This window comes from Colwellia psychrerythraea (assembly GCF_000764225.1).
Taxonomy (GTDB): Bacteria; Pseudomonadota; Gammaproteobacteria; order Enterobacterales; family Alteromonadaceae; genus Colwellia; species Colwellia psychrerythraea_D.
In genome coordinates this window covers 38,073-62,150 of record NZ_JQED01000047.1, presented here as the reverse complement: position 1 = coordinate 62,150, position 24,078 = coordinate 38,073, and the positions used below count along the sequence as shown (strand labels likewise).

The 24,078-nt window shown below is 39.0% G+C and carries 19 protein-coding genes and 3 pseudogenes; 5 read left to right on the top strand and 17 right to left on the bottom strand.

What is annotated here, in order from left to right:
- Positions 1-335: 335 nt before the first annotated feature.
- The 7 genes from ND2E_RS04585 to ND2E_RS04615 form a co-directional block, all read right to left on the bottom strand.
- On the bottom strand, positions 336-860 hold the full coding sequence (locus ND2E_RS04585) for a YqhA family protein (protein ID WP_033095137.1): 525 nt from the start codon (positions 858-860) through the stop codon (positions 336-338).
- A 33-nt stretch (positions 861-893) separates the two neighbouring features.
- Positions 894-1,820 (bottom strand): bestrophin family protein, encoded by a 927-nt coding sequence (locus ND2E_RS04590; protein ID WP_033095136.1) that lies wholly within the window; start codon positions 1,818-1,820, stop codon positions 894-896.
- Between the two features lie 82 nt (positions 1,821-1,902).
- On the bottom strand, positions 1,903-3,468 hold the full coding sequence (gene gshA / locus ND2E_RS04595) for a glutamate--cysteine ligase (protein WP_033095135.1): 1,566 nt from the start codon (positions 3,466-3,468) through the stop codon (positions 1,903-1,905).
- 123 nt (positions 3,469-3,591) lie between these two features.
- A complete protein-coding gene (fghA, locus tag ND2E_RS04600) occupies positions 3,592-4,443 on the bottom strand; it encodes an S-formylglutathione hydrolase (RefSeq protein ID WP_033095134.1) in 852 nt (283 codons plus the stop codon).
- A 98-nt stretch (positions 4,444-4,541) separates the two neighbouring features.
- On the bottom strand, positions 4,542-5,672 hold the full coding sequence (locus ND2E_RS04605) for an S-(hydroxymethyl)glutathione dehydrogenase/class III alcohol dehydrogenase (RefSeq protein ID WP_033095133.1): 1,131 nt from the start codon (positions 5,670-5,672) through the stop codon (positions 4,542-4,544).
- A gap of 766 nt (positions 5,673-6,438) precedes the next feature.
- Positions 6,439-7,227 carry a GlcG/HbpS family heme-binding protein gene (locus tag ND2E_RS04610; protein WP_033095132.1) on the bottom strand — a complete coding sequence of 263 codons (789 nt, stop codon included), beginning with the start codon at positions 7,225-7,227 and terminating at the stop codon, positions 6,439-6,441.
- 362 nt (positions 7,228-7,589) lie between these two features.
- Positions 7,590-7,916, bottom strand: coding sequence for a DMT family transporter (locus tag ND2E_RS04615; RefSeq protein ID WP_033095131.1), 327 nt, complete (start codon positions 7,914-7,916; stop codon positions 7,590-7,592).
- 178 nt (positions 7,917-8,094) lie between these two features.
- Between ND2E_RS04615 and ND2E_RS04620 the strand changes: the two genes are divergently transcribed.
- The 3 genes from ND2E_RS04620 to ND2E_RS04630 all read left to right on the top strand — a co-directional run bounded on the left by ND2E_RS04620 (position 8,095) and on the right by ND2E_RS04630 (position 10,346).
- Positions 8,095-8,961, top strand: coding sequence for a LysR family transcriptional regulator (locus ND2E_RS04620; RefSeq protein ID WP_033095130.1), 867 nt, complete (start codon positions 8,095-8,097; stop codon positions 8,959-8,961).
- Between the two features lie 256 nt (positions 8,962-9,217).
- Positions 9,218-9,601, top strand: coding sequence for a VOC family protein (locus ND2E_RS04625; RefSeq protein ID WP_033095129.1), 384 nt, complete (start codon positions 9,218-9,220; stop codon positions 9,599-9,601).
- 328 nt (positions 9,602-9,929) lie between these two features.
- The gene (locus tag ND2E_RS04630) at positions 9,930-10,346 is read left to right on the top strand and encodes a cupin domain-containing protein (protein WP_052056861.1); all 417 of its coding nucleotides are present in this window, start codon (positions 9,930-9,932) and stop codon (positions 10,344-10,346) included.
- Between the two features lie 24 nt (positions 10,347-10,370).
- Here ND2E_RS04630 and ND2E_RS0121805 read toward each other — a convergent pair.
- Together ND2E_RS0121805 and ND2E_RS22765 are read right to left on the bottom strand one after the other, a co-directional pair.
- Positions 10,371-10,664, bottom strand: a pseudogene (locus ND2E_RS0121805) (transposase); the annotation flags it as partial.
- 40 nt (positions 10,665-10,704) lie between these two features.
- Positions 10,705-12,250 (bottom strand): annotated as a pseudogene (locus ND2E_RS22765) (IS3 family transposase).
- Between the two features lie 117 nt (positions 12,251-12,367).
- Here ND2E_RS22765 and tnpA point away from each other — a divergent pair.
- A pseudogene (tnpA, locus tag ND2E_RS22760) lies at positions 12,368-12,792 on the top strand (IS200/IS605 family transposase).
- Between the two features lie 2,066 nt (positions 12,793-14,858).
- Here tnpA and ND2E_RS04640 read toward each other — a convergent pair.
- The 5 genes from ND2E_RS04640 to ND2E_RS04660 all read right to left on the bottom strand — a co-directional run bounded on the left by ND2E_RS04640 (position 14,859) and on the right by ND2E_RS04660 (position 20,882).
- On the bottom strand, positions 14,859-15,890 hold the full coding sequence (locus ND2E_RS04640; RefSeq protein WP_052056860.1) for an aldose epimerase family protein: 1,032 nt from the start codon (positions 15,888-15,890) through the stop codon (positions 14,859-14,861).
- Positions 15,890-16,915 (bottom strand): UDP-glucose 4-epimerase GalE, encoded by a 1,026-nt coding sequence (gene galE, locus ND2E_RS04645; protein WP_033095128.1) that lies wholly within the window; start codon positions 16,913-16,915, stop codon positions 15,890-15,892. The genes ND2E_RS04640 and galE overlap by 1 nt, the downstream gene beginning before the upstream one ends.
- A gap of 98 nt (positions 16,916-17,013) precedes the next feature.
- The gene (locus ND2E_RS04650) at positions 17,014-18,588 is read right to left on the bottom strand and encodes a sodium/sugar symporter (RefSeq protein ID WP_033095127.1); all 1,575 of its coding nucleotides are present in this window, start codon (positions 18,586-18,588) and stop codon (positions 17,014-17,016) included.
- Positions 18,589-18,666: 78 nt separating this feature from the next.
- Complete coding sequence (gene galK / locus ND2E_RS04655) at positions 18,667-19,839, bottom strand: galactokinase (RefSeq protein ID WP_033095126.1); 1,173 nt, start codon at positions 19,837-19,839, stop codon at positions 18,667-18,669.
- Positions 19,839-20,882 carry a UDP-glucose--hexose-1-phosphate uridylyltransferase gene (locus ND2E_RS04660; RefSeq protein ID WP_033095125.1) on the bottom strand — a complete coding sequence of 348 codons (1,044 nt, stop codon included), beginning with the start codon at positions 20,880-20,882 and terminating at the stop codon, positions 19,839-19,841. Before ND2E_RS04660 ends, galK begins: the two co-directional genes overlap by 1 nt.
- A 165-nt stretch (positions 20,883-21,047) precedes the next feature.
- On the opposite strand from ND2E_RS04660, the gene ND2E_RS04665 reads away from it, so the two are divergent.
- On the top strand, positions 21,048-22,058 hold the full coding sequence (locus tag ND2E_RS04665; RefSeq protein ID WP_033095124.1) for a LacI family DNA-binding transcriptional regulator: 1,011 nt from the start codon (positions 21,048-21,050) through the stop codon (positions 22,056-22,058).
- 153 nt (positions 22,059-22,211) lie between these two features.
- On the opposite strand, the gene ND2E_RS04670 is transcribed toward ND2E_RS04665, so the two are convergent.
- The 3 genes from ND2E_RS04670 to ND2E_RS22220 are packed head-to-tail and all read right to left on the bottom strand — an operon-like array spanning position 22,212 to position 23,828.
- Positions 22,212-23,291, bottom strand: a complete 1,080-nt coding sequence (locus ND2E_RS04670; RefSeq protein ID WP_033095123.1) for a FecR family protein — start codon at positions 23,289-23,291, stop codon at positions 22,212-22,214.
- On the bottom strand, positions 23,281-23,409 hold the full coding sequence (locus ND2E_RS22755; protein WP_263281888.1) for a hypothetical protein: 129 nt from the start codon (positions 23,407-23,409) through the stop codon (positions 23,281-23,283). The genes ND2E_RS04670 and ND2E_RS22755 overlap by 11 nt, the downstream gene beginning before the upstream one ends.
- 11 nt (positions 23,410-23,420) lie before the next feature.
- Complete coding sequence (locus ND2E_RS22220) at positions 23,421-23,828, bottom strand: RNA polymerase sigma factor (protein ID WP_052056859.1); 408 nt, start codon at positions 23,826-23,828, stop codon at positions 23,421-23,423.
- Between the last annotated feature and the right edge of the window lie 250 nt (positions 23,829-24,078).

Sequence of the window (24,078 nt, the reverse complement as noted above, 5' to 3'; positions counted from 1 at the left end):
TACTTTTACAGCAACTTGTTTGGTATTTAGACAAGGCAGAGTATGTGACGTGTAGCTGGCTACTCGAACATACGATAACGTAGTATAAATTTCAAACAAGTGCTGCCCTTTAGGGTTCATTTAAAACAAATTTACTCATTGTTGCTCGCTTTTTTAATAGAATAACTATGATACAAAGCTCGCGCCGCGATTAAACCCGTTTTCAATTGAATAAATTTTAACCCTGAAAGATCAACAGCCCCTAATAGTTTTCTTGTGAATCACATCAACAAGTAGCTATATTTTACTTGTAGTTAATGAACTTATTGCATAACTAAGGTGTATTTAGGCAGATATTAAATATCATCACCTTCACCTTTTTTCTCTTCAAGTCCTAACCCTAAAAACTTTAAAGCCAAAGCAAGTAAAAGAATAGAAACAGGCAGTATTAATATCTCCCAGGTGAGGTTATTTAAGTTAACTAAAATTATTTCAAGAAACTTCACAAATAAGATAATAACAATGACCTCACCCAATATACTCTTTAAACGGCCAATGTTTGGTGTGCTTATCCATTTTAGAACAGAGGTTTTCTTTGCAAGTTTCTTATCACAAATAAATAAGGTAAATACCCCATGAGCAAAAATAAATAAAACAAGCGCAATAAGGAATGTATCTAGTGATTTAATCAAATAAGTTGTTGCTACCTCTGACGTAGCAAGGTGTGACAAACTTTTATTGGTTACTTGACCAAACAATACCGTTGTATAGGCCGAAAATGTTTGCATTGCTCCAACAATAAACAATAAAACTGATCCCAATAGCGAACAGATAATCGCTATCCAACTAATAAATCTAAATACATTAAATGTTTCTTTCATTTTTTAAATCCTTCAATAGCTTTTTCATATAGATCATTCAAGACGATGTTTTACCGGCTGAATGGGATCTGGTAAATCGGTTTCACCCAAAATTTCTAATAAATTAATTTCAATAGTTCGAGACATTGCGCTTAGTGCTAAATCGTTAGCAGAAAGACCAAAGGGCTCTTCCAACTCTTCGCTCAAGGCATCTAAACCAAAAAACGTATAAGCCACTATTGCGCAAAACAACGGCGTAACTACCCCCTGTGAGGCAACAATACCAAAAGGTAATATTAAGCAATAAAGATAAGCGGTACGCTGAACAAGCAACATATAAGCAAACGGCAGTGGTGTACTTTGAATACGCTCACATGCGGCCTGAACTGAGGCCATTGAGGTAATATGATCGTCGAGACTTTGCATTAAAAAGTCTGAGAGTAATTTTTTATGGCCGCAGGTTCCTAGCTTTTTCCCCATCAGACATAACAAAGCATCAGGTAAGTTTTTCGACTGACGTAAAGGTTCCATATCCTCTGGCTCAAGGTATTTTTCAATATCTCCCCAGGGATCTGATCGTCGAAGTTGGTGCCGTAATGCATGATTAAAAGCAATGGTCAAATATATCATGCGTCTCTGCACTACTTCACCTCCCTGCGCCTGACCATCAATATAGGAGATTACTTGGCGGGATAAGCTACGAGAATCAACGATGAGTTGCCCCCATTGCTTGCGTGCTTCCCACCAACGGTCATAACAAGCATTGTTTCTAAAACCAAGGAACAATGACAATGCTATGCCCAATAACGCTAACGGTGCCAAGGTAAAACTTGGAAATATTGCCGGATAATAATATTGAGCAGCCGCTACCATTGCGCCAAGAGTAGTCATAAAAGCGATTTGTGGGAAAATAAGCGACACAATAGAGCCGCGTATAATAAAAAACAGCTGAAATGCATTGGGTTTATTACGAACAATCATTATTGCCTCGAATTAGACATTACCAAATTAACTTGTGTTGAGTATAGGTTGCCGACACAAGTTCAGCCCTCTATAAATAACTTTAAGACGCATTGTGACTCTGTAGAAAGACATCAAATGAACTCTCATTACTTGCTTCCAGCTGCTTTTGCAGCCTTAATGATTCTTTTGCGGCAAGTTGTAACTGAGCAACCTTTGTAGCAGATAAGCCACTCTTAGTGAAGTGAGCTTGATGCTCTTTAGCCTGAGATAACATCGAATCCGTAAACTCATTCCCCTTTTCGATAGTTTGCATGAGGATAGCTGACGGTGTTAACTCGCTATTTTCCACCTTATTAATTTGGACAGTGAGCGCTTTATTGTGTGATTTATTTCCATGTGCTGTATCGAGTAAGTGTGCAATAGCGACCATATCAGCCAAGAGTTCATTTGCTCTGATATCAAAACCAATAAGTTCGCCGTTTTTCTTCAACGACAATGACGGTTTACGACCTTGTAGAATAACTTGTTGTTGATTAAATTTTATGTCTTCCTGCTCCACTGTAGATAACTCAGGGCTATCTAATAGCAGGCAATACAGTAAAAAAGTATCAAGAAAATGGATCTGCTGTTCATCAATGCCTACAGGCAACAAGGGGTTAGTGTCTAGAATACGCACCTCAACATACTCAACGCCTCTTTTTCTCAGTGCCGCCACAGGTTTTTCTCCTGTCTGTGTGATGCGCTTAGGACGAATTTCGCTGTAATACTCATTTTCGATTTGCAGAATGTTTGCATTGAGTTGGCGATACGAGTCGTCAACTTTAACACCTATATGCTCATAGTCTGGATAATGGCGATTCATTGCCTGTTCCATGCCTTCAATGTAACTCTTTAGATTGTTATAGCTAATATTTAGCTCGCTCTGCGCCTTACTTTGATAGCCCAGGTCACTCATTCTCAAGGAGGTGGCAAAAGGTAATCCTAGGGTATGTTTGCCTAGCTTGCTTAATTTGTCGGATTTATTGTCGCCGACAAAGCTACTGTCTAGTGCTGGAGAAGCGCCAAATAAATAAATTAATAACCAAGAATGGCGGCGAAAGTTTCGGATAAGATCAAAATAACGCTGTGATTTAAATGTCTGAATATCTCCTTTATCATCCCAAAGATGCTGACAGTAAAGCCAAAAGTCATCTGGCATAGAAAAATTATAGTGTATACCCGCAATTGACTGCATAGTGCGCCCATAACGGTGTCCCAATCCCTGACGATATACCTTTTTCATCTGAGCAATATTAGAACTGCCGTACTGGGCAATAGGAATACTCTCATCCCCTGCTAATTGACAAGGCATGCTCGCAGGCCAAAGGTATTCCCCCTCAAGCTGGCTCAGGGTAAATTTATGCAGATCAGTCAGGTAATCGATGCTGTCATTAACTTGTTGAGACACTGGCGTAATGAATTCAAGCAAGGCTTCAGAATAATCTGTGGTGATGCTGCCATGAGTCAACGGTGAGCCGAGTGTCTGTGGGTGTCCGGTTTGAGCCACTGTTGCCTGCGACGTAACCCTTAAACCTTCCTTCTCAATACCACGCTGGATACGGGTTAACAGGGGTAAGTTTTCTGAGGCTGAGAGTCGTTGAAGACGAGTCTGGTATAAATCGGACAAGACTGTTTTCCTTAAAATAGGGAGGATTGATGCAGCTTAATATGACTGATGAAAAATATAACGGATAAAAACTGCTGCGATGTCATCCATGACACGGCAGTTTTATCTAAGACAGTAGGATGACTACTTATTTAAGTGGTTTGCATGGAAGCGCAAGTGCTCTTCAATAAAGCTCGAAATAAAGTAATAGCTGTGGTCATAACCTTCATGAAGGTTTAGCTCCAATGGGTAGTTACTTACTTTTGCTGCTGCTTCTAATACTTCTGGCTTTAATTGCTCAGAAAGAAAATCATCGGATAAACCTTGGTCAACTTTCGCTGGCACAAACTGTGTTGCTTGTCGCATTAGCTCGCTCGCATCATGGTTGCGCCAAGTCGATTGGTCTTTTCCAAGATAAGCGGTAAACGCTTTTTGCCCCCAAGGACATTTCATTGGATTGTTGATAGGACTAAATGCTGACATTGAACTATAACGTTCAGGGTTTAGCATCGCGATAGTTAACGCGCCATGACCGCCCATTGAGTGTCCGGAGATTGAGCGCTGCTGAGACACTGGAAAAGTCGCTTCAATTAGCTCAGGTAACTCGTTAACCACATAGTCATACATGTGGTAATGACGATTCCAAGGTGCTTGAGTTGCATTAACATAAAAACCTGCGCCTTGACCTAAGTCATAACCTTCATCATCCGCCACACCTTCACCACGAGGGCTGGTATCAGGCGCGACAATAGCAATACCTAATTCAGCAGCAATACGCAGTGCACCGGCTTTTTGCATGAAGTTTTCATCACTGCACGTTAGCCCTGAAAGCCAATAAAGAACAGGTACTTTCTTGCCATTTGATGCCTGTGGAGGCAAGTAGATAGCAAACCGCATAGTGCAGTTCAATGTTTTTGAATGATGGCTATATTGTTTCTGCCAGCCGCCAAAACTTTTGTTTACACTTACGTTTTCTATTAGATAGTCGATTGTCATTATAAAACCTCAGGTTACTGTGCCAACGTACAAATGTCGGCACAGTAGGGTAACGATTACTTTTCAAATATTATTTATCGAATATTATTTGCCAAAGCTTACTTATCAAAGTGAATAACGGTACGGATACTTTCGCCTTTGTGCATCAAATCGAACGACTCATTGATGTCTTCTAGCGCCATAGTATGGGTAATAAAGTCACTCAATTTAAATTCACCTGCTAAGTAACGTTCTACGTAATCAGGTAATTCAGTACGGCCTTTAACACCACCAAATGCTGAGCCACGCCATACACGACCCGTCACTAATTGAAATGGACGGGTTGATATCTCTTGCCCAGCGCCTGCAACACCAATAACGACTGATTCACCCCAACCTTTATGACAACACTCTAAAGCAGAGCGCATCAGGTTAACGTTACCAATGCACTCAAACGAGTAATCTACGCCGCCGTCTGTTAATTCAACAATTACGTCCTGAATTGGTTTGTCGTAATCTTTTGGATTAATAAAGTCAGTAGCGCCTAATTTTTTCGCTAGCTCAAACTTACTTTCATTAATGTCAATGGCAATAATGCGTGATGCTTTAGCCATGGTTGCGCCGATAACAGCAGAAAGACCAATACCACCAAGGCCGAAGATAGCAACCGTAGCGCCTTCTTCTACTTTTGCCGTATTCATTACAGCGCCCATACCGGTAGTTACGCCACAACCTAACAAACAAACTTCTTCTAACGGTGCTTCTTTATTGACTTTCGCTAACGAAATTTCTGGTAATACTGTGTACTCAGAAAATGTTGAACAACCCATATAATGGAATATTGGTTGGCCGTCTTTATAAAAACGCGTTGTACCATCAGGCATTAAACCTTTGCCTTGCGTTTCACGAATTTGTTGACACAAATTGGTTTTGCCTGATAAACAGAATTTACACACGCCACACTCTGGTGTATATAACGGAATAACATGGTCGCCAACTTGTACACTAGTAACCCCTTCGCCAATTTGCTCAACAATACCACCACCTTCGTGACCTAATATCACGGGGAAAATACCTTCTGGATCATCACCAGATAAAGTAAATGCATCGGTATGACATACGCCAGAAGCAACCACTTTAACTAACACTTCACCTTTACGGGGTAACATGACATCGACTTCTTCGATAGATAATGGTTGTTTAGGGCCCCAAGCAATGGCAGCTTTTGATTTAATAAATTTATCTGACATAGTTATTCTCACTTTTCAATTAATAGATACTTTAATGGGTTTAGCGTGTAGACAAACTTGCTACTTAATAACGTCAGTCTATAACACTCTTTCAAATTTGATAATACTCTTAAAATGCAATTCACTTTTACTTCTCAGTAACAATAAAGATATATACCCGCTCCACTTGAAGATGCTCGTTTCAGGAAGACTGAGCGATTCAAAACCAAGGCACATTTTTTATTAATTCCCTTAAAAACAAATGTAACGCAGGGTATGATTTACTCAGCCTTGCCTAAAGGCGTTTATAATTCCAGCTGAATCCTGCATCTTCAAGTGAAGCGGGTATAACCACAATATCTTTAAGCGCTTAACAACACGCCTTTACATTACAACACTTATGTTTATTCACCTACGGCATCCTCGAAGTATGAAATCAGGGGTCTAGTGTTGATTAACCAAAACTCCCGATTAACTGACTACAGGAATGAGATACCTCTCAGAGGTAACTGACCCGATAACAAAACTTTATATTAAAGTTCCAAGCCTCCCCCTAAAGGATAGAAACAAATGAACGAAAGTTACAATTTATTTCTGAGACAAATATTTTGAATTACCGTTATCCCTAAGCTAATTTCAAGGCATTTTCATCACGAGCCATAGTTACTTCAATATGCCCTCTACAACAAATATATACCCGTTACCATTCAAGATGCATGTTTCAGAGCACTTTGAATGATAACGGGTATAGATGAGGAAAATTTAAAGTACCAAGGCTAATCTTTTATTATCTCACTGCGGGTAATAATGTTTGATCGCCTGTGTTCAAACAAGTGGAGTGACCGAAGCCTCCTGCGCTAGTGCCAGTACCGCCACTTGGATTTGGTGTGACATCATAAATGATATTGTCTGGGCGTTCAGTGTCGCTATTAACTCCGCCCACTGTACTTAAGTAATCCAATGTCAGATTTGCACGCGTTCTCCAGGCAATCATATGATCGGCACAAGATGTGTCACCACTTACGCCAAGCCCGCCAATTATTTTATAATCGGCATTATAAAGCCCTAGTCCTCCGCCAAACGTATTCACACCTCCAACTTTTTTACCGACCATAGGATCGTTAGGCATTCCGTATTTTTTAGACGGACCTTTATAGGCAATTTTTGTGTTGACCGGATTGCTTGAATTCAAGCCGTATAAGCTTCCACCGGGTTGTATCGCGGAAAATAAATTAGCCGTTGATAATGAAAGGCCATCTAGACTAAATGCGTTGGCTGTATTTGACTTTTGCGCCGATATAACGCGACTACCCGGCCATTGGCTTCCTCGATCTTGTCCAGAGAAAGCAACGGCACATACAACACCATCTCGGTTTACTACGGTAGCCCACATGTCGAAGTCTAGACCACTGGTTTCACTCATAACGGCGGCGTCTAGTGCTGTTTTAAGGGCAAGGTGGTCTGGTAATCCAGTACAGTTTTTATCTGATTTAGCGCTAGCATAAGTTGAACTCAATAATAGTCCTGTACATAAAGCAGATAACGCTAATATAGTTTTCAAGTTTGATTTTTTCATATAACTCTCCAAGTTTTTGGTTTTGTTTGTGTTGTTTTCATATTGCTCTTCAAAGTTTTCGTTTTGTTAGTTATAAATAACCTCTAAGTTTTTATGTGTAATTATTCATCTGAAAATTTTGCTATCACTGGAATAAAGTAAAGCTGCGTACAACTCCCTTTGTCATCTACTAGAAAAGCAAAGACTTCCTATCATGATAAATAATTTTATTCGTCAATTTTTCAATCATAAATTACCTAAGAATTAAGCCTCATAAATACACCAATTGACTGATATTTTATTTTTATATTTGTGCTGTCTTAAAATAAATGTGAGTCTGTTTATTGAATTTGCATAACAATACGTCAGGTACGTAACTCATTTTAATGACTGTGTCCTTGAGAAAGGTTAATCATGCCAATTCCAATAGCTACTAACCCCATACCAAGCCATGTACTTAATTCAATATGTTGACGATAGATAACAGTAGACAAGAAAGTCACGGTAATTATAGCTAACCCTGCCCAAAGTGCATGAACGATACCAACGGGCATGCCCTTCATTGCTTGCCCTAAAAACATGAACGCCGCTAAGTGCCCCAGTAAAACTAATGCACTTGCCAGTGGTTTAGTGAAACCATCAGTCTCTTTTAATGCTACATGAGACATCGCTTCAGCAGCGACACCTAACAAAAGAAATAACCAACTCATTTTTGCTTCCTATTTTGTTATGTAAGTTTTGTAACCTAGGTATATCTCATAGTTACGTAAATCTTTGATGGATTAGCTAAGTCACTGCATCCTTTCTCGATGGCGGCTATTATATTTATTCCTGATTAAATGATAATATGCTAATTTGGTAATTCACTTATACATATAGGTAATAATTATGCAGTGGGATGGTATCAGCGAATTTGTTTACGTTGCTGAAAACGAGAGCTTTACATTAGCTTCAAAAAAAATGGCGATATCTACAGCTCAAGTGAGCCGTCAAATCAGCGCGTTAGAAAAGCGACTCAATATCAAATTATTTTATCGAACAACACGCAAAGTCTCCTTAACGGAAGAAGGGCGGTTTTTTTATCAGCATTGTCGCAGCGTACTTGACGGTCTTGATGCTGCAGAGCGTGCTATCACAAATTTGCAATCAAAACCTCAGGGTAAAATTAAATTAACAGCCCCTGTAACCTATGGTGAGAAGCAAATATTACCGCTGGTTAATAACTTCATAAAGCAATATAGCGATGTTGAAGTCTCTGCTTATTTAAGTAACCGTCAAATTGACATCGTTGAAGAAGGCTATGATTTAGCTATTCGACTTGGTAAGTTAAGTGACTCAACAATGATGGCAAAAAAACTAGGCAATAGAGCAAACTATGTTTGTGCATCGCCGGACTATCTAGACATGCATGGCATACCCCATTCTATATTAGAGCTTAATAAGCACAGTTGTTTGTTGGGAACAAATGATTACTGGCACTTTAGAGAGTCTGGCAGAGAAAAAAGTATTCGCGTAACGGGAAGGTTACGATACAACAATGGTTACAGCTTAACGGATGCGGCATTAAAAGGGGTAGGGATAGTGCAATTACCCGATTATTATGTTCAACAACACCTACAAAGCGGTGAATTGGTCACTTTGTTAGATAATTATCGCGCGCCAGATGAAGGGATATGGGCAGTCTATCCTCAAAATCGTCATTTATCACCCAAAATACGACTCCTCGTGGACTACCTAGCTGAGCAACTACTTTAATCTTATGATTTTCTAAGCTGTATGCCCAATTTATATATGACACACCAATGTATGTAGGGGGTATCCGACCCTGCATGCCCTTCTTTATTTCTTTTCTGACTAAAATACCATTATTACCATCAGGTAAAGGTTATTTACATATCTAGCTATTATCATTTATTTTAAAGGGTATATTATACCTCCATCGAAACGAGTCGTAGCAATTTTGCTACACATCGATAAGCAAAAAATTAACTTTACTCTATGGAGAATATAAATGAGCATATTTACTCATGTAACTATTGGTACTAACGACTTAACTAAATCACGCACTTTCTACGATAACGTTTTAAATACAATTGGCCTTAAGCGCATCGCTGATTTAGATGAAAATGGAACTATTTGGGGTGTAGATGCACCATCATTTTTTGTTTTAAAGCCAGCTAATGGTCAACCCGCTAGTGTAGGTAACGGTGGTACTGTCAGCTTTGAAGCGCCTAGCCGTAGTGCAATTGATGCATTTCATGCGGCGGCGATAGCTGCTGGTAGCCCTGATGAAGGCGCTCCTGGTACACGAGATTGGGCACCAAATGCATACGCGGCATATACTCGCGACCCTGATGGCAACAAGCTAGCTGTTTACTGCTTTAAAGAAGCTTAGATTAGCGTAAGCCATTAATAAATTAGAAAAACACCGGTTGCTCGGTGTTTTTCTTTGATACACCACCGAAGTATAAAGCCGATATTCACTTTTGCCACTTTAGAGGCGTTTACATTTACTATAGCTCTTTATATCTAGCGCCTATTTCAGTATGAGATTGTTACTAATAAGTAAATTTTTTTGACTCTATTGCTAGTTATCATCTTATGCAAACAATATGAGTAGTCATCATGAAGCAGACCGCAAGCAATGCATTGGCTTTATCGCTGTAAAATAAACACACAATTTCTCGTTGCTGATTTTTCAGCACAATCTATTAGGATAAAAAATGAATCAACCTGTTAATGAAAATAACACACCGAAACTAGCCCAAAAACCTAGTATACAACTATTCAAAGCGGGCACTTATAAGCTAAACGATTTAGCTGACTTGCTTGAAGTCAACAACCTGAAAAGTCAGATGGCTGAAATCACCGTTACTGACAATTCAAATGGTCTAACGGTTGGTTTCTTTGCCATGCAGCCTGGCGTTGACTTTGAATTTGTTTATGAATTTGTAGAGTACAAGGTTATCACCAAAGGTAAAATTGTTATGCGTGACCTACAAGGCAACAAATATGTAGCAGAAGTTGGTGACGTTGTCTTATTCACTCCAAATGTTACCGTTATATTTGATGGCGAAAGTGATGGCGAAGCGGTTTATACCGCACACCGCATCGCAGACAAGATGTTTGCACCTAAATAAATTTTACATGCTTATGTACTATTTTCAGGTTGATTTAAATGGCGTATGAACAATTACTAAATTTAACAACCGATTAGGTATTTGTTTTTCCACAAATCGACGGTTGAAGCGATAACAGAACTCATCAAGGTATTCTTGTAAGTATTTTCTAGTCACACCATGAAATGTCCCTAACAAGAATGCTTTTAAATTACCTATGGCTATATGAACCCAAGGTAGCCATTCATCTACTTTATTACTTGGGGTTACTTTCGTTTCATGCTGTTGAGTTTTATCAATAATATTCAACCCTCTAAATGCATCAGTTTTTACATTTTGACCTGCTCGGCGTTTTTCAAGGCAGTTGTCGCCTAAATTGTTAAGTAACCTCTTTATATTGCTCTGGATTTAACTCCACAGCGCCTATTGGTTGCCAGTTTCTTTCACTTTTTGACCATCGCTCAGGATGCTCATTTCTTTTTTGTTGATACAACGCTTTTCGTTTCGCTAATATTTCAATATCAAGACCTTCATGCCTTTGATTGGGTGTGACAAACTTGATCCTGCTATGACGATGCTCATTGTTGTACCAGTAAACAAACTCTTTTACCCATTTACGGGCTTCGTCTAAGGATTTAAACCCTTCTGAAGGCCAGCGCGGGTGATACTTTACCGTTCTAAACAGTGATTCTGAGTACGGATTATCATTGCTTACCCTTGGGCGACTTCGCGAGGTCACAACGCCTAAATCATACATCTTGGCTCGCATGGTTAGACTCTTCATCGGTGCACCATTATCGGAGTGCAACACTAACTTTGTTTTTGAACATTTCTCTGTCCACACACTACGTTCTAGCAGCTGTGCGGCTTGTTCTCCTGTTTCGTTGTGATGAACTTCCCAACCAACCACTTTACGGCTGTAGATATCTTCTATCATATACAGGTAATAGTGCTGGCCTCTCACGGTTGTCGGCATATAACTGATATCCCAACTCCACACTTCTTTTGGCTTTTTAGCGGTATAACTCGTTGGCCTTTTATGGCTATTTCTCGGTTTCGATTTACCTCTATGGTGCAGCATATTCTCAGCGTTTAATATGCGATAAAAGCTCGACTCTGAAGCTATGTATTCACCTCTATCTGCCAGTATTGGCACTATTTGGCTTGGTGGTAATGAAGAAAACTCTTCAACATTACAAACATCAATAACAGCTTGTCGCTCTTGTACACTTAGCTTGTTCACTGGCTCTGGCCTAATGGCTGTAGGTCTTTTATCTTCACCAATACCACCATCAATACGCCAACGCTGTAGCGTTCGAGTTGACAAGCCAATAACTTCACAAGCTTTATCTTGCCTTGCCCCTGAGGTTACTGCTTGGCTAATCAGTTGTGCATGTTTTTGCCTATCGGTCAGCGGTATTAGCTGTCCTCTTTTTCCCTCCAATAGGCATAGTACTTTTTTCCTAAGACGAGTAATGCTGCCGTTTCTGCTAAAGCTTTTTCCTTTCTCCGCAGCTTTCGCTCTAATGCTTTAATACGTTTCTTGTCAGCTTTTTGCTCAGGTGTTTGTTTTACTCTTCTACTCTTTTACTCGGTTTTATTGTGCTGCCTACGATGAAATCTTATTTTCAGGCTTTTATTTGCTCGGGATACAAACCCTTGGTTATACAATATTCACTCAACTCAATTTCCGACAAGGCTGAGGTTTCCAGTACCGCTGCAAACTTTTCTTCACTTGACCATTTATCTGACGAACTAACTTTTGACACATTAAAACCTGATACTTTGAATTGCTTTTTCCAACTATACAGGGTTGATAGATTAATGCTTTCTTGCTCAGCAAACTTTCTGACCGATAAACCACTTTGACTGAGTTTATTTAATATTGCTTCTTTAAATTGGCTTGAATGCCTTTGGTAATGCATTGTTGTTAACTTACCGCTCCCTGTTTATTTACTAAATTAATTCGTCCGCAGGAATTGGTTTAACCCCCCGTCTTTAGACGGGATAGCTTTAAGCTAGTAGTTGCGTTTAGTATAGGTATGAAATATCGTAATGATTCACATACCAAATATAAAATCGAATATCATTTTGTTTGGGTAACGAAGTATCGTTACCGAGTTTTAACAGATGATGTGGGGTTAAGGGTTCGAGAGTTGGCTAGGCAACTTGTGAGCATTTAGAAATTGAAATACTACGAGGCGTAGTCAGTCAAGATCATGTTCACTTGTTGGTTTCAGCTCCACCTAGTTTGTCTCCATCAGAGATAATGCGACGAATAAAAGGGCGAACATCGACAAAGTTGTTTCAAGAGTTTCCTCGATTAAACAAAAGATATTGGGGACAGCATTTTTGGGCAAGAGGTTACTTTTGTGTCACAGCAGGAGAATTAACCAAAGAGATGATCAAAGAATATTTGGAACATTACATTGAACGTAAGCCAAATGACAACTTTGAAGTGGAGTAATCGGCTTTAGCCGAAATGCTGGACTTTCAGTCCGCTGTTTTGACCCGTTTAAAGGACTTTATTTAAAACTGGCAGTTACACAAAATCTGTTACAGGCTCGCTGTTTTTAACCCACCGTCTTTAGACGGTGGTTGTTTAGTTTAAGCAGCCCTACAAGCCCCATCCTTACACAGGGGGTAATTGTTATTTTGCATTTGGATGTGAATTTCAAATGGACTACCGAACATCTGAAAAGCTGCCTTTTATCAAAAATGTCTTGATAACAGTGGCTTTTATAAAGATCTTTATAGCGAAGCTTTAGCCGAATTATTGAAAACAACACACTAGTGGCTTATAAGATCCTTCCTGACGATTTATTTGCAAAAGAGTTTAAAGGTCAAGTGACCGATCACATGATCAAGACTCTTAATAATTTGAGCCTGTTATGACTACACTAACGCTCCGTCCATCAACTTGAATTAAAGACACCAACCTGCATCAGTTACTTATCTTTATTATTAATCACCATTTAATAACTTGTCTTTTTATCCCATCCAATCTCTCTGCATCTCTAGCCACAAACGCTACTCAACAAGGCGTCAGTTATTAACTTTGTCCTTACCACTTCTGTTTTTATTTATTAGCTTGTTCTCTTATCTCCATAGCTTTAAAGTTACTAGTCTTTGTGCTCAAACCTCCCTATTACGCCAATACTTTTTGCACCAAGCCCCTTCTATGTAACGTTTTCTTAAATAAGCCTACTCCCCACGTTACAAAGGACATGTGTAACACTCAAAAGCACAGGTATAAAAAACCGTTACAACAGAATAACCACAACCCATGAAATAACAATATTTTTAACCCAAAGCGAAGAATAATAACCGGAACAGAACTTCACTTTTTTTAACGGGCACTCTAAGACCTTGTGGGTACATTTAGTGCCCACCAAAAGGAACGAGGTGCCCGTGGGTTTTGATCTGACACGTTAAACGTGGGCTATGGCCAGATTAGCTGGTTTTTATATATATTGAGCAATTCAAGACTGGTTATTAAGAGGATTGTTAGTGTTTTATTAGGTGCTTTGAATTTTATTAAAATGAATTTGTTAACATCAACTATTTGCGTGCAGTGATTTATCTTTGGTTCAATCTGTGGAGCATTTCTTCTATACCAATAGATTGGATCAATAATAATGCCCCCTATTAATGCATCAATTATTAATAATTTGGTTGGAATATAAATATGTGTGCCTAGCAAAAAGAAGCGTCACAATAATCTTTGACTAGTGGGTGGCAGCGACATCAAGATAAATTCAATGCTCTTAGATATCGACCATTGGTGTCGGCTTCTCAAATGACAAACAACCGAATGATAGTAATGTAGGATTATAAAACATAAATTTGTAGCATTCAGTCTTAACAAACAGTTCCAAATATCAAGGTTTTCTTGAATCTGATAGACAGTTGCAAGCATCATTCCTGACATTCCTAGTAAACCACTAGCTGCTTGGTTCGTATTATGGTTTAGCGGAACAATTCTGGTTTTGGGCTCTTGATTATAATTTGAGGTACAGATCAGGAATAATGAAGGGGCCGGTGGCTTTTGTCACTGACAGCTTTGATACAACTAATAGATCCATGGTATCAGTTCAAACTTGAGATACTACAATTTAAGTAATGAAGCATCATACTTAAAACTCGGTTAGCCAGCTACTGGTTGTGCAAAAACACGTAACATCGAATTTTATGCGATGCTACGTAAAGTAAGAAGAATTTTCACACCAAACTTACTCCCAGAATTTACCTACATAGCATAATTTATGCTGAAATTGTCTTAAAATGTCAGTTCAAAATAGTTTGTCAAACAATCGTGCCACTTTATAGTCATTTAGTCCTGAAATATATCTTACTTAACCTCAAATCGGGTTAAGCGATAACCATTGAATTTCGCTCTACATCAGTAAAATTAAGCGGCAACATAGAGATGAGCGTATCAAACTAGCTTTTGATAATAGCAAACAACTAGACGGTGCTAAACGTATTAAAATTGAGCTTGAATAGCAATAACAAAAACAAGCTCAGACAATGTTAGGCTATTGATTCAAATTTATAAATTATTTTTCGTTTATATTGCTGGCTTGGCTTCAAAATAGTACTGGGAAAGTGTTGATTGTTTTCCGCACCCGTATAATTTTGAGCCTCTAAACACATACCTTGATACGCGTTAAATTGGCCGTTTAGGTAATAACCAGTGTAAAGTTGCATTGCTGCTTGGTCGGTATATACAGATAAGCTAATTTGATTCTTTAGTGACGTAAGAATCGCTTTGGGTTGTTCAAATGGCGTGTTATCTAAAACAAAGCAATGATCATAACCGTTTTTAGCGTTAATGGATTCATCTTCAGTATTGTGTTGTCGTTCGCCAATAGAAGCAGGCGATCGAAAATTATAATCGCTTTGGTTCACCGAGAGAATATTTCCAGTGGCAATATTCTCTGCGTTACTTTCAAGAAATGCCGATGACATCATTTGTAAATAGAGAGATTGGCAGTCATGCTCGCCCAAATTAAAATAAGCATGGTTAGTCAAATTAACGGGTGTCGCTAAATCGGTATTACCTATAAACTGAATGCTTAGTAAATTATCCTCACTTAGTTGATAAGTAATAGACAAATTAAGTGTTCCCGGAAAACCTTGGTCACCATTGGGTGAAATAAGCGATAAAGTTACTGAAGAATTAGTAACTGTTTCTCTTCTTACTTTCCACATACGCCTAGCAAAATTATCAGTGCCGCCATGTAAACAATTGTCGCCGTCATTTTGAGACAATTGATATTGTCGCCCCGCAAGTTCAAATTTTCCGCCAGCAATGCGATTACACACCCGACCACAAGTTGCCCCTAAATAGAAGTCATCGGCTAAATATTCATGGGATGACTCATAACCTAACGTCATTTCCGTTGGTTTGCCATGTACCGGAAATTTAATAGACTTAATGCGCGCACCAAAGTTGATGATTTCAACGGTCATGTTATTGCCATTGCTCAAGACAATGGTATCCAATTGATTAACCCTCTTAAATTCTGTACCCGCTTTGACATCGGTTGCTAATTGAGTCATTAAATTAAGAACCCATTCGGATTGTTTAGCTGCCAGCGCCATGTATCAGTCATCATTTGCGCTAAGCTTCTATTAGCTTGCCAATTTAGCTCTTTATTGGCTTTACTGGCGTTTGCCCAAAAAGCAGCTAGGTCACCCGCTCTTCTTGGTGATACTTCAAAGGGAATTTTTTTACCACTGGCCTTTTCAAAAGCCTCAACAATCGAAAAAACTGACACGCCATTACCAGTACCTAGATTAAAAGCTTCAACACCGCTAAATTCATTGTGACGATTTAACCAGTCTAAGGCTGCCACATGTCCTTGCGCTAAGTCCATCACATGCAAATAATCACGCTCGCAGCTACCGTCTTTTGTCGGGTAATCATTACCAAAGATACTCAGTTTGTCGCGTTTACCCACGGCAACTTGAGCCACATAAGGCAAAAGGTTATTAGGAATTCCTTTTGGATCTTCTCCTATCGTCCCGCTTTCGTGAGCACCAATAGGGTTGAAATAACGTAAGGATACGCCTCTAAAATTATTATTTGAAAGCGCTAAGTCAGCCAATATACGCTCGACCATGACTTTACTAGCACCATAAGGGCTCGAAGGGGTACCCAACTTCATTGTTTCGACATAAGGCACGTTATTTTCTTCGCCGTAAACCGTGGCAGAAGAGCTAAAAATAAAATCATGCACTTTATGTTGTTGCATAATCTCCAATAAACAAACACTGCCATAGACATTGTTTTGATAATAACTTAGTGGTATTGCTGCCGACTCACCGACTGCTTTAAGTGCAGCAAAGTGAATAACGGCATCAATTTTAGAGTTTTGAAATACCTGGGATAATTTCTTTTTATCGCAAATATCACCTTCGATAAACGCTGCAGTTTTACCGGTCAGCTTTTCAACACGGTCAATAGACTCAATACTTGAATTGACTAAATTATCATAAACGATAACGTCATAATTATTTTCTAATAATGATAAAACCGTGTGGGATCCAATGTATCCTGCTCCCCCTGTCACTAAAACTTTCATATGTTTTCCTTAAAAATCAACTAGGCCAATAACTTGACCTGGTTAACTCCTTATCTAACTAAAAATTCAACTAAAAACTGCGTAGCCATAACAGCTTGTTACCACCATGTGGCATATAAAGCAGTTAAAATAATAACCACGCCTAGTGCGGCGACATTAAATGGCTTAGTCGTAGCAAAGCTCACTTGTTCAAGGCTGACACTACTATCGGTTGTATTTGGTTTACCCAGAATAGAAACCACATAACAAAGCGCTAAACAAAGTAAGAACACTAAACCTACGCGATCCATAAAGGGTAGTTCAGGCCAAGCAAACTTAAGCACTAACGAAAATACCGCAGATCCTAAAGCCGCTGATAAAGCGCCCATTGAGGTAGCGCGTTTCCAGAACATACCCATAACAAATATCACTACGATACCTGGGGTAAAGAAGCCGGTGAATTCTTGAATATATTGGAACGCTTGGTCAAACTTACCCAGTAATGGCTGAGCAACAACTAAGGCAATACAAAGCGAAACTAAGGCAGCAATTCGGCCGATATGCACATAATGACGTTGGCTTTTATTCGGTTTGAATCGGCTATAAATGTCCATGGTAAAAATGGTAGAAATACTGTTAGTCATTGAAGCAAGTGAAGAAACAATCGCCGCAACTAATGCAGCAAAAACTAAACCTTTTATGCCAACAGGCAACATAGCCATCATTGAAGGATAAGCTTGATCAGGCGTCGTCAAAGTTGGGTAAAGAATAACCGCAGCAATGCCGGGTAAAACGACAATTAATGGCATTAATAACTTTAGGTAAGCAGCAAAAGCAATACCTTTTTGCGCTTCTTTAATATCTTTAGCCGCAAGCGCACGTTGAATAATATATTGGTTAAACCCCCAATAACTAAAATTCATCACCCACATACCGCCAATTAACACAGAAATACCTGGTAAGCTCATGTAATGGTCATTTTCGGGGCTTAATATCATGTCAAAATGCTCAGGCATAGTATCGGTAAGAATACCGAAACCGGCTAAAACACCTTGTCCATCGGCAACGGCATCTAAGGCTAAATAACTTAGCAATAAACCGCCAAACACCAATAACACCACTTGTAAAATATCAGTAAAAGCGACCGCTTTTAAACCGCCATATAACGAGTAGGCAACAGAGAATACGGCTAAAAATATCATACCGAACATCCAGTCAACACCTGCTACGGTTTCAATAGCCATACCGCCTAACCATAATACTGCGGTTAAGTTAACAAAGGTATATACCGCTAGCCAAAATATCGCCATGGTGGTTTTAACTTTGTTATCAAAGCGCTGTTCAAGGTATTGTGGCATGGTGAATATTTTATTTTCTAAGAAAATAGGCAACATGTATTTTCCAACCAAAACCAAGGTAATGGCGGCCATCCACTCGTATGAGGCAATCGCTAAACCGATAGCATAGCCAGAGCCTGACATGCCAATGATTTGCTCAGCAGAAATATTAGCTGCAATAAGTGATGCACCAATAGCCCACCAAGGCAAAGACTTACTGGCTAAAAAGTAGTCTTCGGTATTTGCGCCCTCTTTTTTCTCATTACGAGAAACCCACAAGGCAAGACATAGCAGCCCTATGACGTAGACAATAAAAATTGTGCTATCCAGCGTCCCCAATTTATTTGTAAAATCCATCATTTGTTACCTTTTTATAGTTATCATTATATCTTTTGAGTTAGTTTTATTTTCGCTTGTTATTTATAATTGAATAAATTATCGAAACGCACCTTGTGTCGCGGAGCAGTGATAAATGCTCGGTTTTAAACCAAATTCATTTTCATAGTTGTTAATAACAACAGCCTCGACCTTTTCGAGCAAAGCGGTAGGCACTAAGGCAACGACACAGCCACCAAAACCACCACCGGTCATGCGAACGCCGCCCTCACCGCCTAATACCTTATCAATCATGGCCACTAAACCATCCATTTCCTTGGTAGTGACTTCAAAATCATCACGAAGTGAATTATGTGATGCCTTCATTGCTGCACTGATTGTCGTCATATCATTATTTTTAAGCGCCTTTAATGTCGTTACTGCGCGAGCATTTTCACTAACAACATGACGAGCACGTTTAAATAGCTCAGGCTCGATTTTATCTTGGGCTGCATTAAGTTGCTCAATGGTAACGTCTCGCAGGGCAGAAACACCAAAGTGCTTAGCCACTGCTTCACATTGTTGGCGCCTTAAGTTATAAGCGCTATCAACCAAGCCTCGTTTTACGTTGGAATTAACAATAAACAAGGCTAAATCATCTGGAATAGGTGCATCTTCAAAAGACAAATCTTTGCAATCGAGTAACATAGCATGACCTTTTTGTCCCATGGCTGAGATAAGCTGATCCATAATGCCACAATTGCAGCCAACAAAGTCATTCTCAGCTTGCTGGCCAATAAGAGCGGCATTAACACCATTTAGCTCTAATTGATAAAGCTCGGTAAACACTCTTAACAATGCAATTTCAAAACTGGCAGAGGAACTTAAACCTGCACCTTGGGGGACATTACCAGTAACCACTAAATTTGCACCTTTAATATCAGGGTACTTTTTCAATAACGCTTGTAATGTGCCTTTAACATAATTGCTCCACATCATTTTTTGATCAAACACTATCTCACTTAGTGAAAATTCAGCCGTTTGTTGGTCACAATCGTGAGCATATACTTTAACTAAATTATCTTCGCGAGCCGAGGCCCCAATGATAGTGCCATAGTTAATGGCTGCGGGTAGCACAAAACCATCATTGTAATCTGTATGGTCGCCAATTAAATTCACACGACCTGGTGCATGACACACTATTTCAGCCGACTGTTGAAATTGCTGTTTAAATAAGTTTTGTACAAGGGCTTGTTGTTCAAGTCCATGTGACTTTGGCACTGGCTGAGTCATTAGCTTTGCTCCTTATAGTGAGTTGTTGGCAAATCACGTAATCGTTGAGCCGCTTGCTCAGCTGTTAAATCTCGCTGTGCTTCAGCCATCATTTCATAACCGACCATAAATTTACGCACAGTGGCTGATCTCAACAATGGAGGGAAAAAACTCGCGTGTAAGGTCCATTCATCATGCTCTTGCCCATCAAAAGGAGCACCGTGCCAGCCCATTGAATAAGGAAAAGAGCAATTAAATAAATTGTCATATTTAATGGTTATTTGTTTAAGAACATCGGCAAGAGACGACTTTTGTGCCACAGTCAATTCTGTTATTCGAGCAACACTAAAGCGAGGTAAAAGTAAGGTTTCAAACGGCCATGCCGCCCAATATGGCACAACCACCAGCCAATCATCATTCGACACCACAATACGTTCTTTATTTTCTACTTCTCTGACAACATAGTCTTGCAATAAATTACTCCCATGTTGCTGAAGATAAGTCTGCTGTGCTTTTTGTTTTTTCATCACTAAGGTAGGCAATTGCTGTTGTGCCCAGATTTGTCCATGCGGATGTGGATTAGAGCAGCCCATGACACTGCCTTTATTTTCAAATACTTGAACGCTGGTATAGGTTTTCCCTAATTCTTCACATTGGCTCTGCCAGGTACCTACAACACGAGTAATTGCTTTTACAGAGAGTTGAGGTAAGGTTTTACTGTGATCAGGTGAAAAGCAGATCACACGGCTTTCCCCTTGTTCAGTTGCCATGGTAAAGAGTGGATCCTCACTTTTCACTATAGGGGTGTCTTGCTTGATTGCCGCAAAGTCATTAGTGAAAACAAAGGTCTCTTTGTAGTCATCATTAATTTCACCATTAATACGCGTATTGCCGGCACATAAAAAGCAATCTTTGTCATAGGCTGGTTTTTCTTGCTCATCAAGCTGCTCTACCTGCCCTTGCCAAGGTCGTTTGGCGCGATGTGGGGAAACCAGCACCCATTCGTCAATTAGAGGGTTATATCTTCGATGTGGATGTTCTGTTGGATCAAATGCAATTGTCATAATATTTTAAGTCACAATAATTAAAAACATGAAACAAGGGTAAACGTTTACCTATATTTGTGCAAGTAGTAGTTTGAAATTAAAGTCAACTTGCTAGCAAGCCTGTAATTAGTGTATATTTCATGGGTAACTAAACAAACAACAACTATGTAAACATTTACCCTTATGGCAACAATAAAAGACGTAGCTCGTGTCGCTGGTGTTTCAGTAGCATCCGTTTCTCGGGTATTAAATAACGGCCCTAAAGTCAGTAAAGCGACCATTGAAAAAGTAACTAGGGTAATGCAAGAGTTAAATTACAGCCCTAACGCCAATGCTCGCGCTTTAGTAACCCAAAAAAGCACTACCTTGGGTGTTGTTATTCCCAATTTAGTTGACCCCTTTTTCGCCTCACTTGCACAAGGTGTTGAACAAGTTGCTCGACAAAAAAATATGCAATTATTATTAAGTACTGGCCTAGTCAGTGCTGAAACAGAAATGCAGGCCATCAATTTATTAATTGAAAGGCGCTGCGAGGTGATGGTAATACATAGCAAGAAGTTATCCGATCAAGCCTTGATAGCGTTAGCCAATCAAGTGCCCGGTTTAGTACTAATTGATCGCTATATTGAAGCAATAGCACAGCGTTGTATTTGGTTGGATAACCTTGAGGGTGGAAGAATAGCTGCACGTCATTTCTTAGCCTTAGCGCATAAAAACGTCGCATGTATTTCCAGTAAATATCAAATAGACGACCCACGACTTAGGTTGCAAGGATTTCAAAGCGAGTTGTTATCTGCTGGCGTTGATATAGAGCCTGAGCTTATTGCTTATGGTGAACCGACGCTTCAAGGCGGAGAAATAGCAGTACAAAAGCTACTAGCGTCTGGAAAATCCTTTTCTGCCTTGTTTGTTTATAACGACGCCATGGCAATAGGTGCCATTTCGGCATTAGAAGACAACGGCTTTAAAGTCCCGTCAGAAATTTCAGTACTAGGATTTGATGATGTTTTACTATCAAGGTATTCAAGGCCTAAACTCAGTACATTAAATTACCCTGTAGAAGAGATGGCAATACACGCAGCATCTATAGGCATTGACTTAGCGTCTAAGCAACCTAAAAACACTGCAAATATAAACTGCAAATACATCCCTAGCCTGGTTAAACGTGAATCAACAAGCTTTAATCTTACTTAGTAGCAAGCACACATCCGAAAAGTGTCATTCTTTAATGATTGAGAACATGTTCCTATCAAAGGAAACACCATAAAGTTAGTGGACCGAATAAAATAACCCCTACAAGTAGATTTGACTTGAAGTAAATTAATTTAATAAATAATTTATCTAACTTCAGGTTAATTTCTTAGCTGTAAGATATAATTTAATCTTGGAGTTATTCATTTTACTGATTTCTATATCAAACTGCTCAGTTAATACGTTTAACAATCCATCTACATCACCTGTTCTAAAACGTCCTCCAATTCTTATTTTTTTGATTTCGTCTCCTACAAGTTCAATTTGCACATTTGAATAGCGAGATACTTCGGCAATAACGTTATCAAGGGTCTCCCCTTTAAAGACGAGCTTTCCAGCTCGCCAAGATAATGATGAATCAAGACTATCTTTGATATTTACCTTTTGTATAGCAGCAACCATTAGCTTTTCATTGGATTTAAGTAGCACTTTTTCACCTGCAACTACCCCAATGGATTTTATTACCCTATTATCGACCTTTCTTGTCGCATTAGAAGCAGCTGTCTTTTCAGCTATCAAAACCTTTCCTTCAGTAACAATTAATTCCAACTTTGACTTATCAAGATATGAAACGTTGAAAGCAGTACCTACAGCCACAAAGGACTTCTCCCCCGCAGACACAATAAGTTCACGTTGTTTGTTATGCGCTACATCGATAAAAAGTTCACCTTTTTTAAGCAGGAGAAATCTATTCTTTTGGGTATATTTAACCTCAACAATGCTATCCGTATTTAAAGTTAACACCGATAAATCGGGGAGGTTTATTGTAGATTTTTCACCAACAGCTGTCTCATAAGTCCTGGAAAAAAGTGTAGGGTCCACAACGCTTGTTGAAGCGGTGCCATTCGTATCAAAGAAACGATTAATGTCTAAGCTAGGCATATTTAAAAGTAAAAGAAAGAATACAGAAGCAGCCATCATAACGTGCCTAAAGTTAAGGTTAGTTTTTTGTTTGTTATAAGGGACAACATCTGATAATAAAGAAAGTACCGATAAGACATCCCACTGCTTTGCTAATTTAACAAAATACTCGCGACGTTTTTCAGACTGGCTTAACCAATCCTTCAATAACACTTCTTCGTTATCAGTTAAACCTCTGTCCAGTTTAGCCAACCACACAGATGCCTCTTCTTTCATTACATTGTCAGTAAATATAGGTATAATTTTATTTTTCATGTTGACGCTCCCTTAAAGCTTGGCTTGCTTTAGCTTTTGACTTTTCCAATGAGGAATTAAACTCTTCACATTTTCTCATAGCATTGGCTATATGGCTTTCTACGGTATGTGGACTCAAGTTCAGTTCCTTTACAATTTCTTTGTGGCTAAAACCATATATCTTACGTAATACAAAAACCTTCGACATTGTACTGGCAAATTTTTCACTGCTTCACATAGTTGGCCAAACTCTTCTTCTATATGAACTTTATGGTATATAGTATCAGATGAATCGACACCAAAATCACTTTCTTCTTGTGCTGAATCAGCTAATCTAACTTCTGATTTTTTATTAAAGTCCTTCGCCAAATTCACTGCGACTCGATATAAAAAAGCCTTAGGGTATTCTAAAGATTTATTATTTTTAACTTGGTAAATTTTGACATACGCATCCTGTACTATATCTTCCACTTCATCAGGAGGTGCGATCTTTCCAATCAGGCTTAACAAAGATTTTCTGTAAGACACTATCGTATTTACAAATAAATTTTTAGACATAGGCGACTACTTTTTTTATAGCTGTATTGATTAAACGAATCAAGACTATTTATCAGCCAATAAATATTAAAAAAAATGGCTTAATAATTGGCACTAAAGAAATTATTGGATTTTCTACACGAACTAAACTCCAAATACGTTGAAATAATATACAGGTAAAAGATAACATGAAAATCATTTAGTAATCACCTCTAGCTAAAAATCATTTACTAAACATTTATTATTGCATAAATCCCTCAGCCAAAACCTT

Bases quoted from the DNA above. Each gene is read 5' to 3' on its own strand.
- ND2E_RS04585 (WP_033095137.1), bottom strand. From the start codon at position 860: ATGAAAGAAACATTTAATGTATTTAGATTTATTAGTTGGATAGCGATT.
- ND2E_RS04590 (WP_033095136.1), bottom strand. From the start codon at position 1,820: ATGATTGTTCGTAATAAACCCAATGCATTTCAGCTGTTTTTTATTATA.
- fghA (WP_033095134.1), bottom strand. From the start codon at position 4,443: ATGACAATCGACTATCTAATAGAAAACGTAAGTGTAAACAAAAGTTTT.
- ND2E_RS04605 (WP_033095133.1), bottom strand. From the start codon at position 5,672: ATGTCAGATAAATTTATTAAATCAAAAGCTGCCATTGCTTGGGGCCCT.
- ND2E_RS04610 (WP_033095132.1), bottom strand. From the start codon at position 7,227: ATGAAAAAATCAAACTTGAAAACTATATTAGCGTTATCTGCTTTATGT.
- ND2E_RS04615 (WP_033095131.1), bottom strand. From the start codon at position 7,916: ATGAGTTGGTTATTTCTTTTGTTAGGTGTCGCTGCTGAAGCGATGTCT.
- ND2E_RS04620 (WP_033095130.1), top strand. From the start codon at position 8,095: ATGCAGTGGGATGGTATCAGCGAATTTGTTTACGTTGCTGAAAACGAG.
- ND2E_RS04625 (WP_033095129.1), top strand. From the start codon at position 9,218: ATGAGCATATTTACTCATGTAACTATTGGTACTAACGACTTAACTAAA.
- ND2E_RS04630 (WP_052056861.1), top strand. From the start codon at position 9,930: ATGAATCAACCTGTTAATGAAAATAACACACCGAAACTAGCCCAAAAA.
- ND2E_RS04640 (WP_052056860.1), bottom strand. From the start codon at position 15,890: ATGACTCAATTAGCAACCGATGTCAAAGCGGGTACAGAATTTAAGAGG.
- galE (WP_033095128.1), bottom strand. From the start codon at position 16,915: ATGAAAGTTTTAGTGACAGGGGGAGCAGGATACATTGGATCCCACACG.
- ND2E_RS04650 (WP_033095127.1), bottom strand. From the start codon at position 18,588: ATGGATTTTACAAATAAATTGGGGACGCTGGATAGCACAATTTTTATT.
- galK (WP_033095126.1), bottom strand. From the start codon at position 19,839: ATGACTCAGCCAGTGCCAAAGTCACATGGACTTGAACAACAAGCCCTT.
- ND2E_RS04660 (WP_033095125.1), bottom strand. From the start codon at position 20,882: ATGACAATTGCATTTGATCCAACAGAACATCCACATCGAAGATATAAC.
- ND2E_RS04665 (WP_033095124.1), top strand. From the start codon at position 21,048: ATGGCAACAATAAAAGACGTAGCTCGTGTCGCTGGTGTTTCAGTAGCA.
- ND2E_RS04670 (WP_033095123.1), bottom strand. From the start codon at position 23,291: ATGAAAAATAAAATTATACCTATATTTACTGACAATGTAATGAAAGAA.
- ND2E_RS22220 (WP_052056859.1), bottom strand. From the start codon at position 23,828: ATGTCTAAAAATTTATTTGTAAATACGATAGTGTCTTACAGAAAATCT.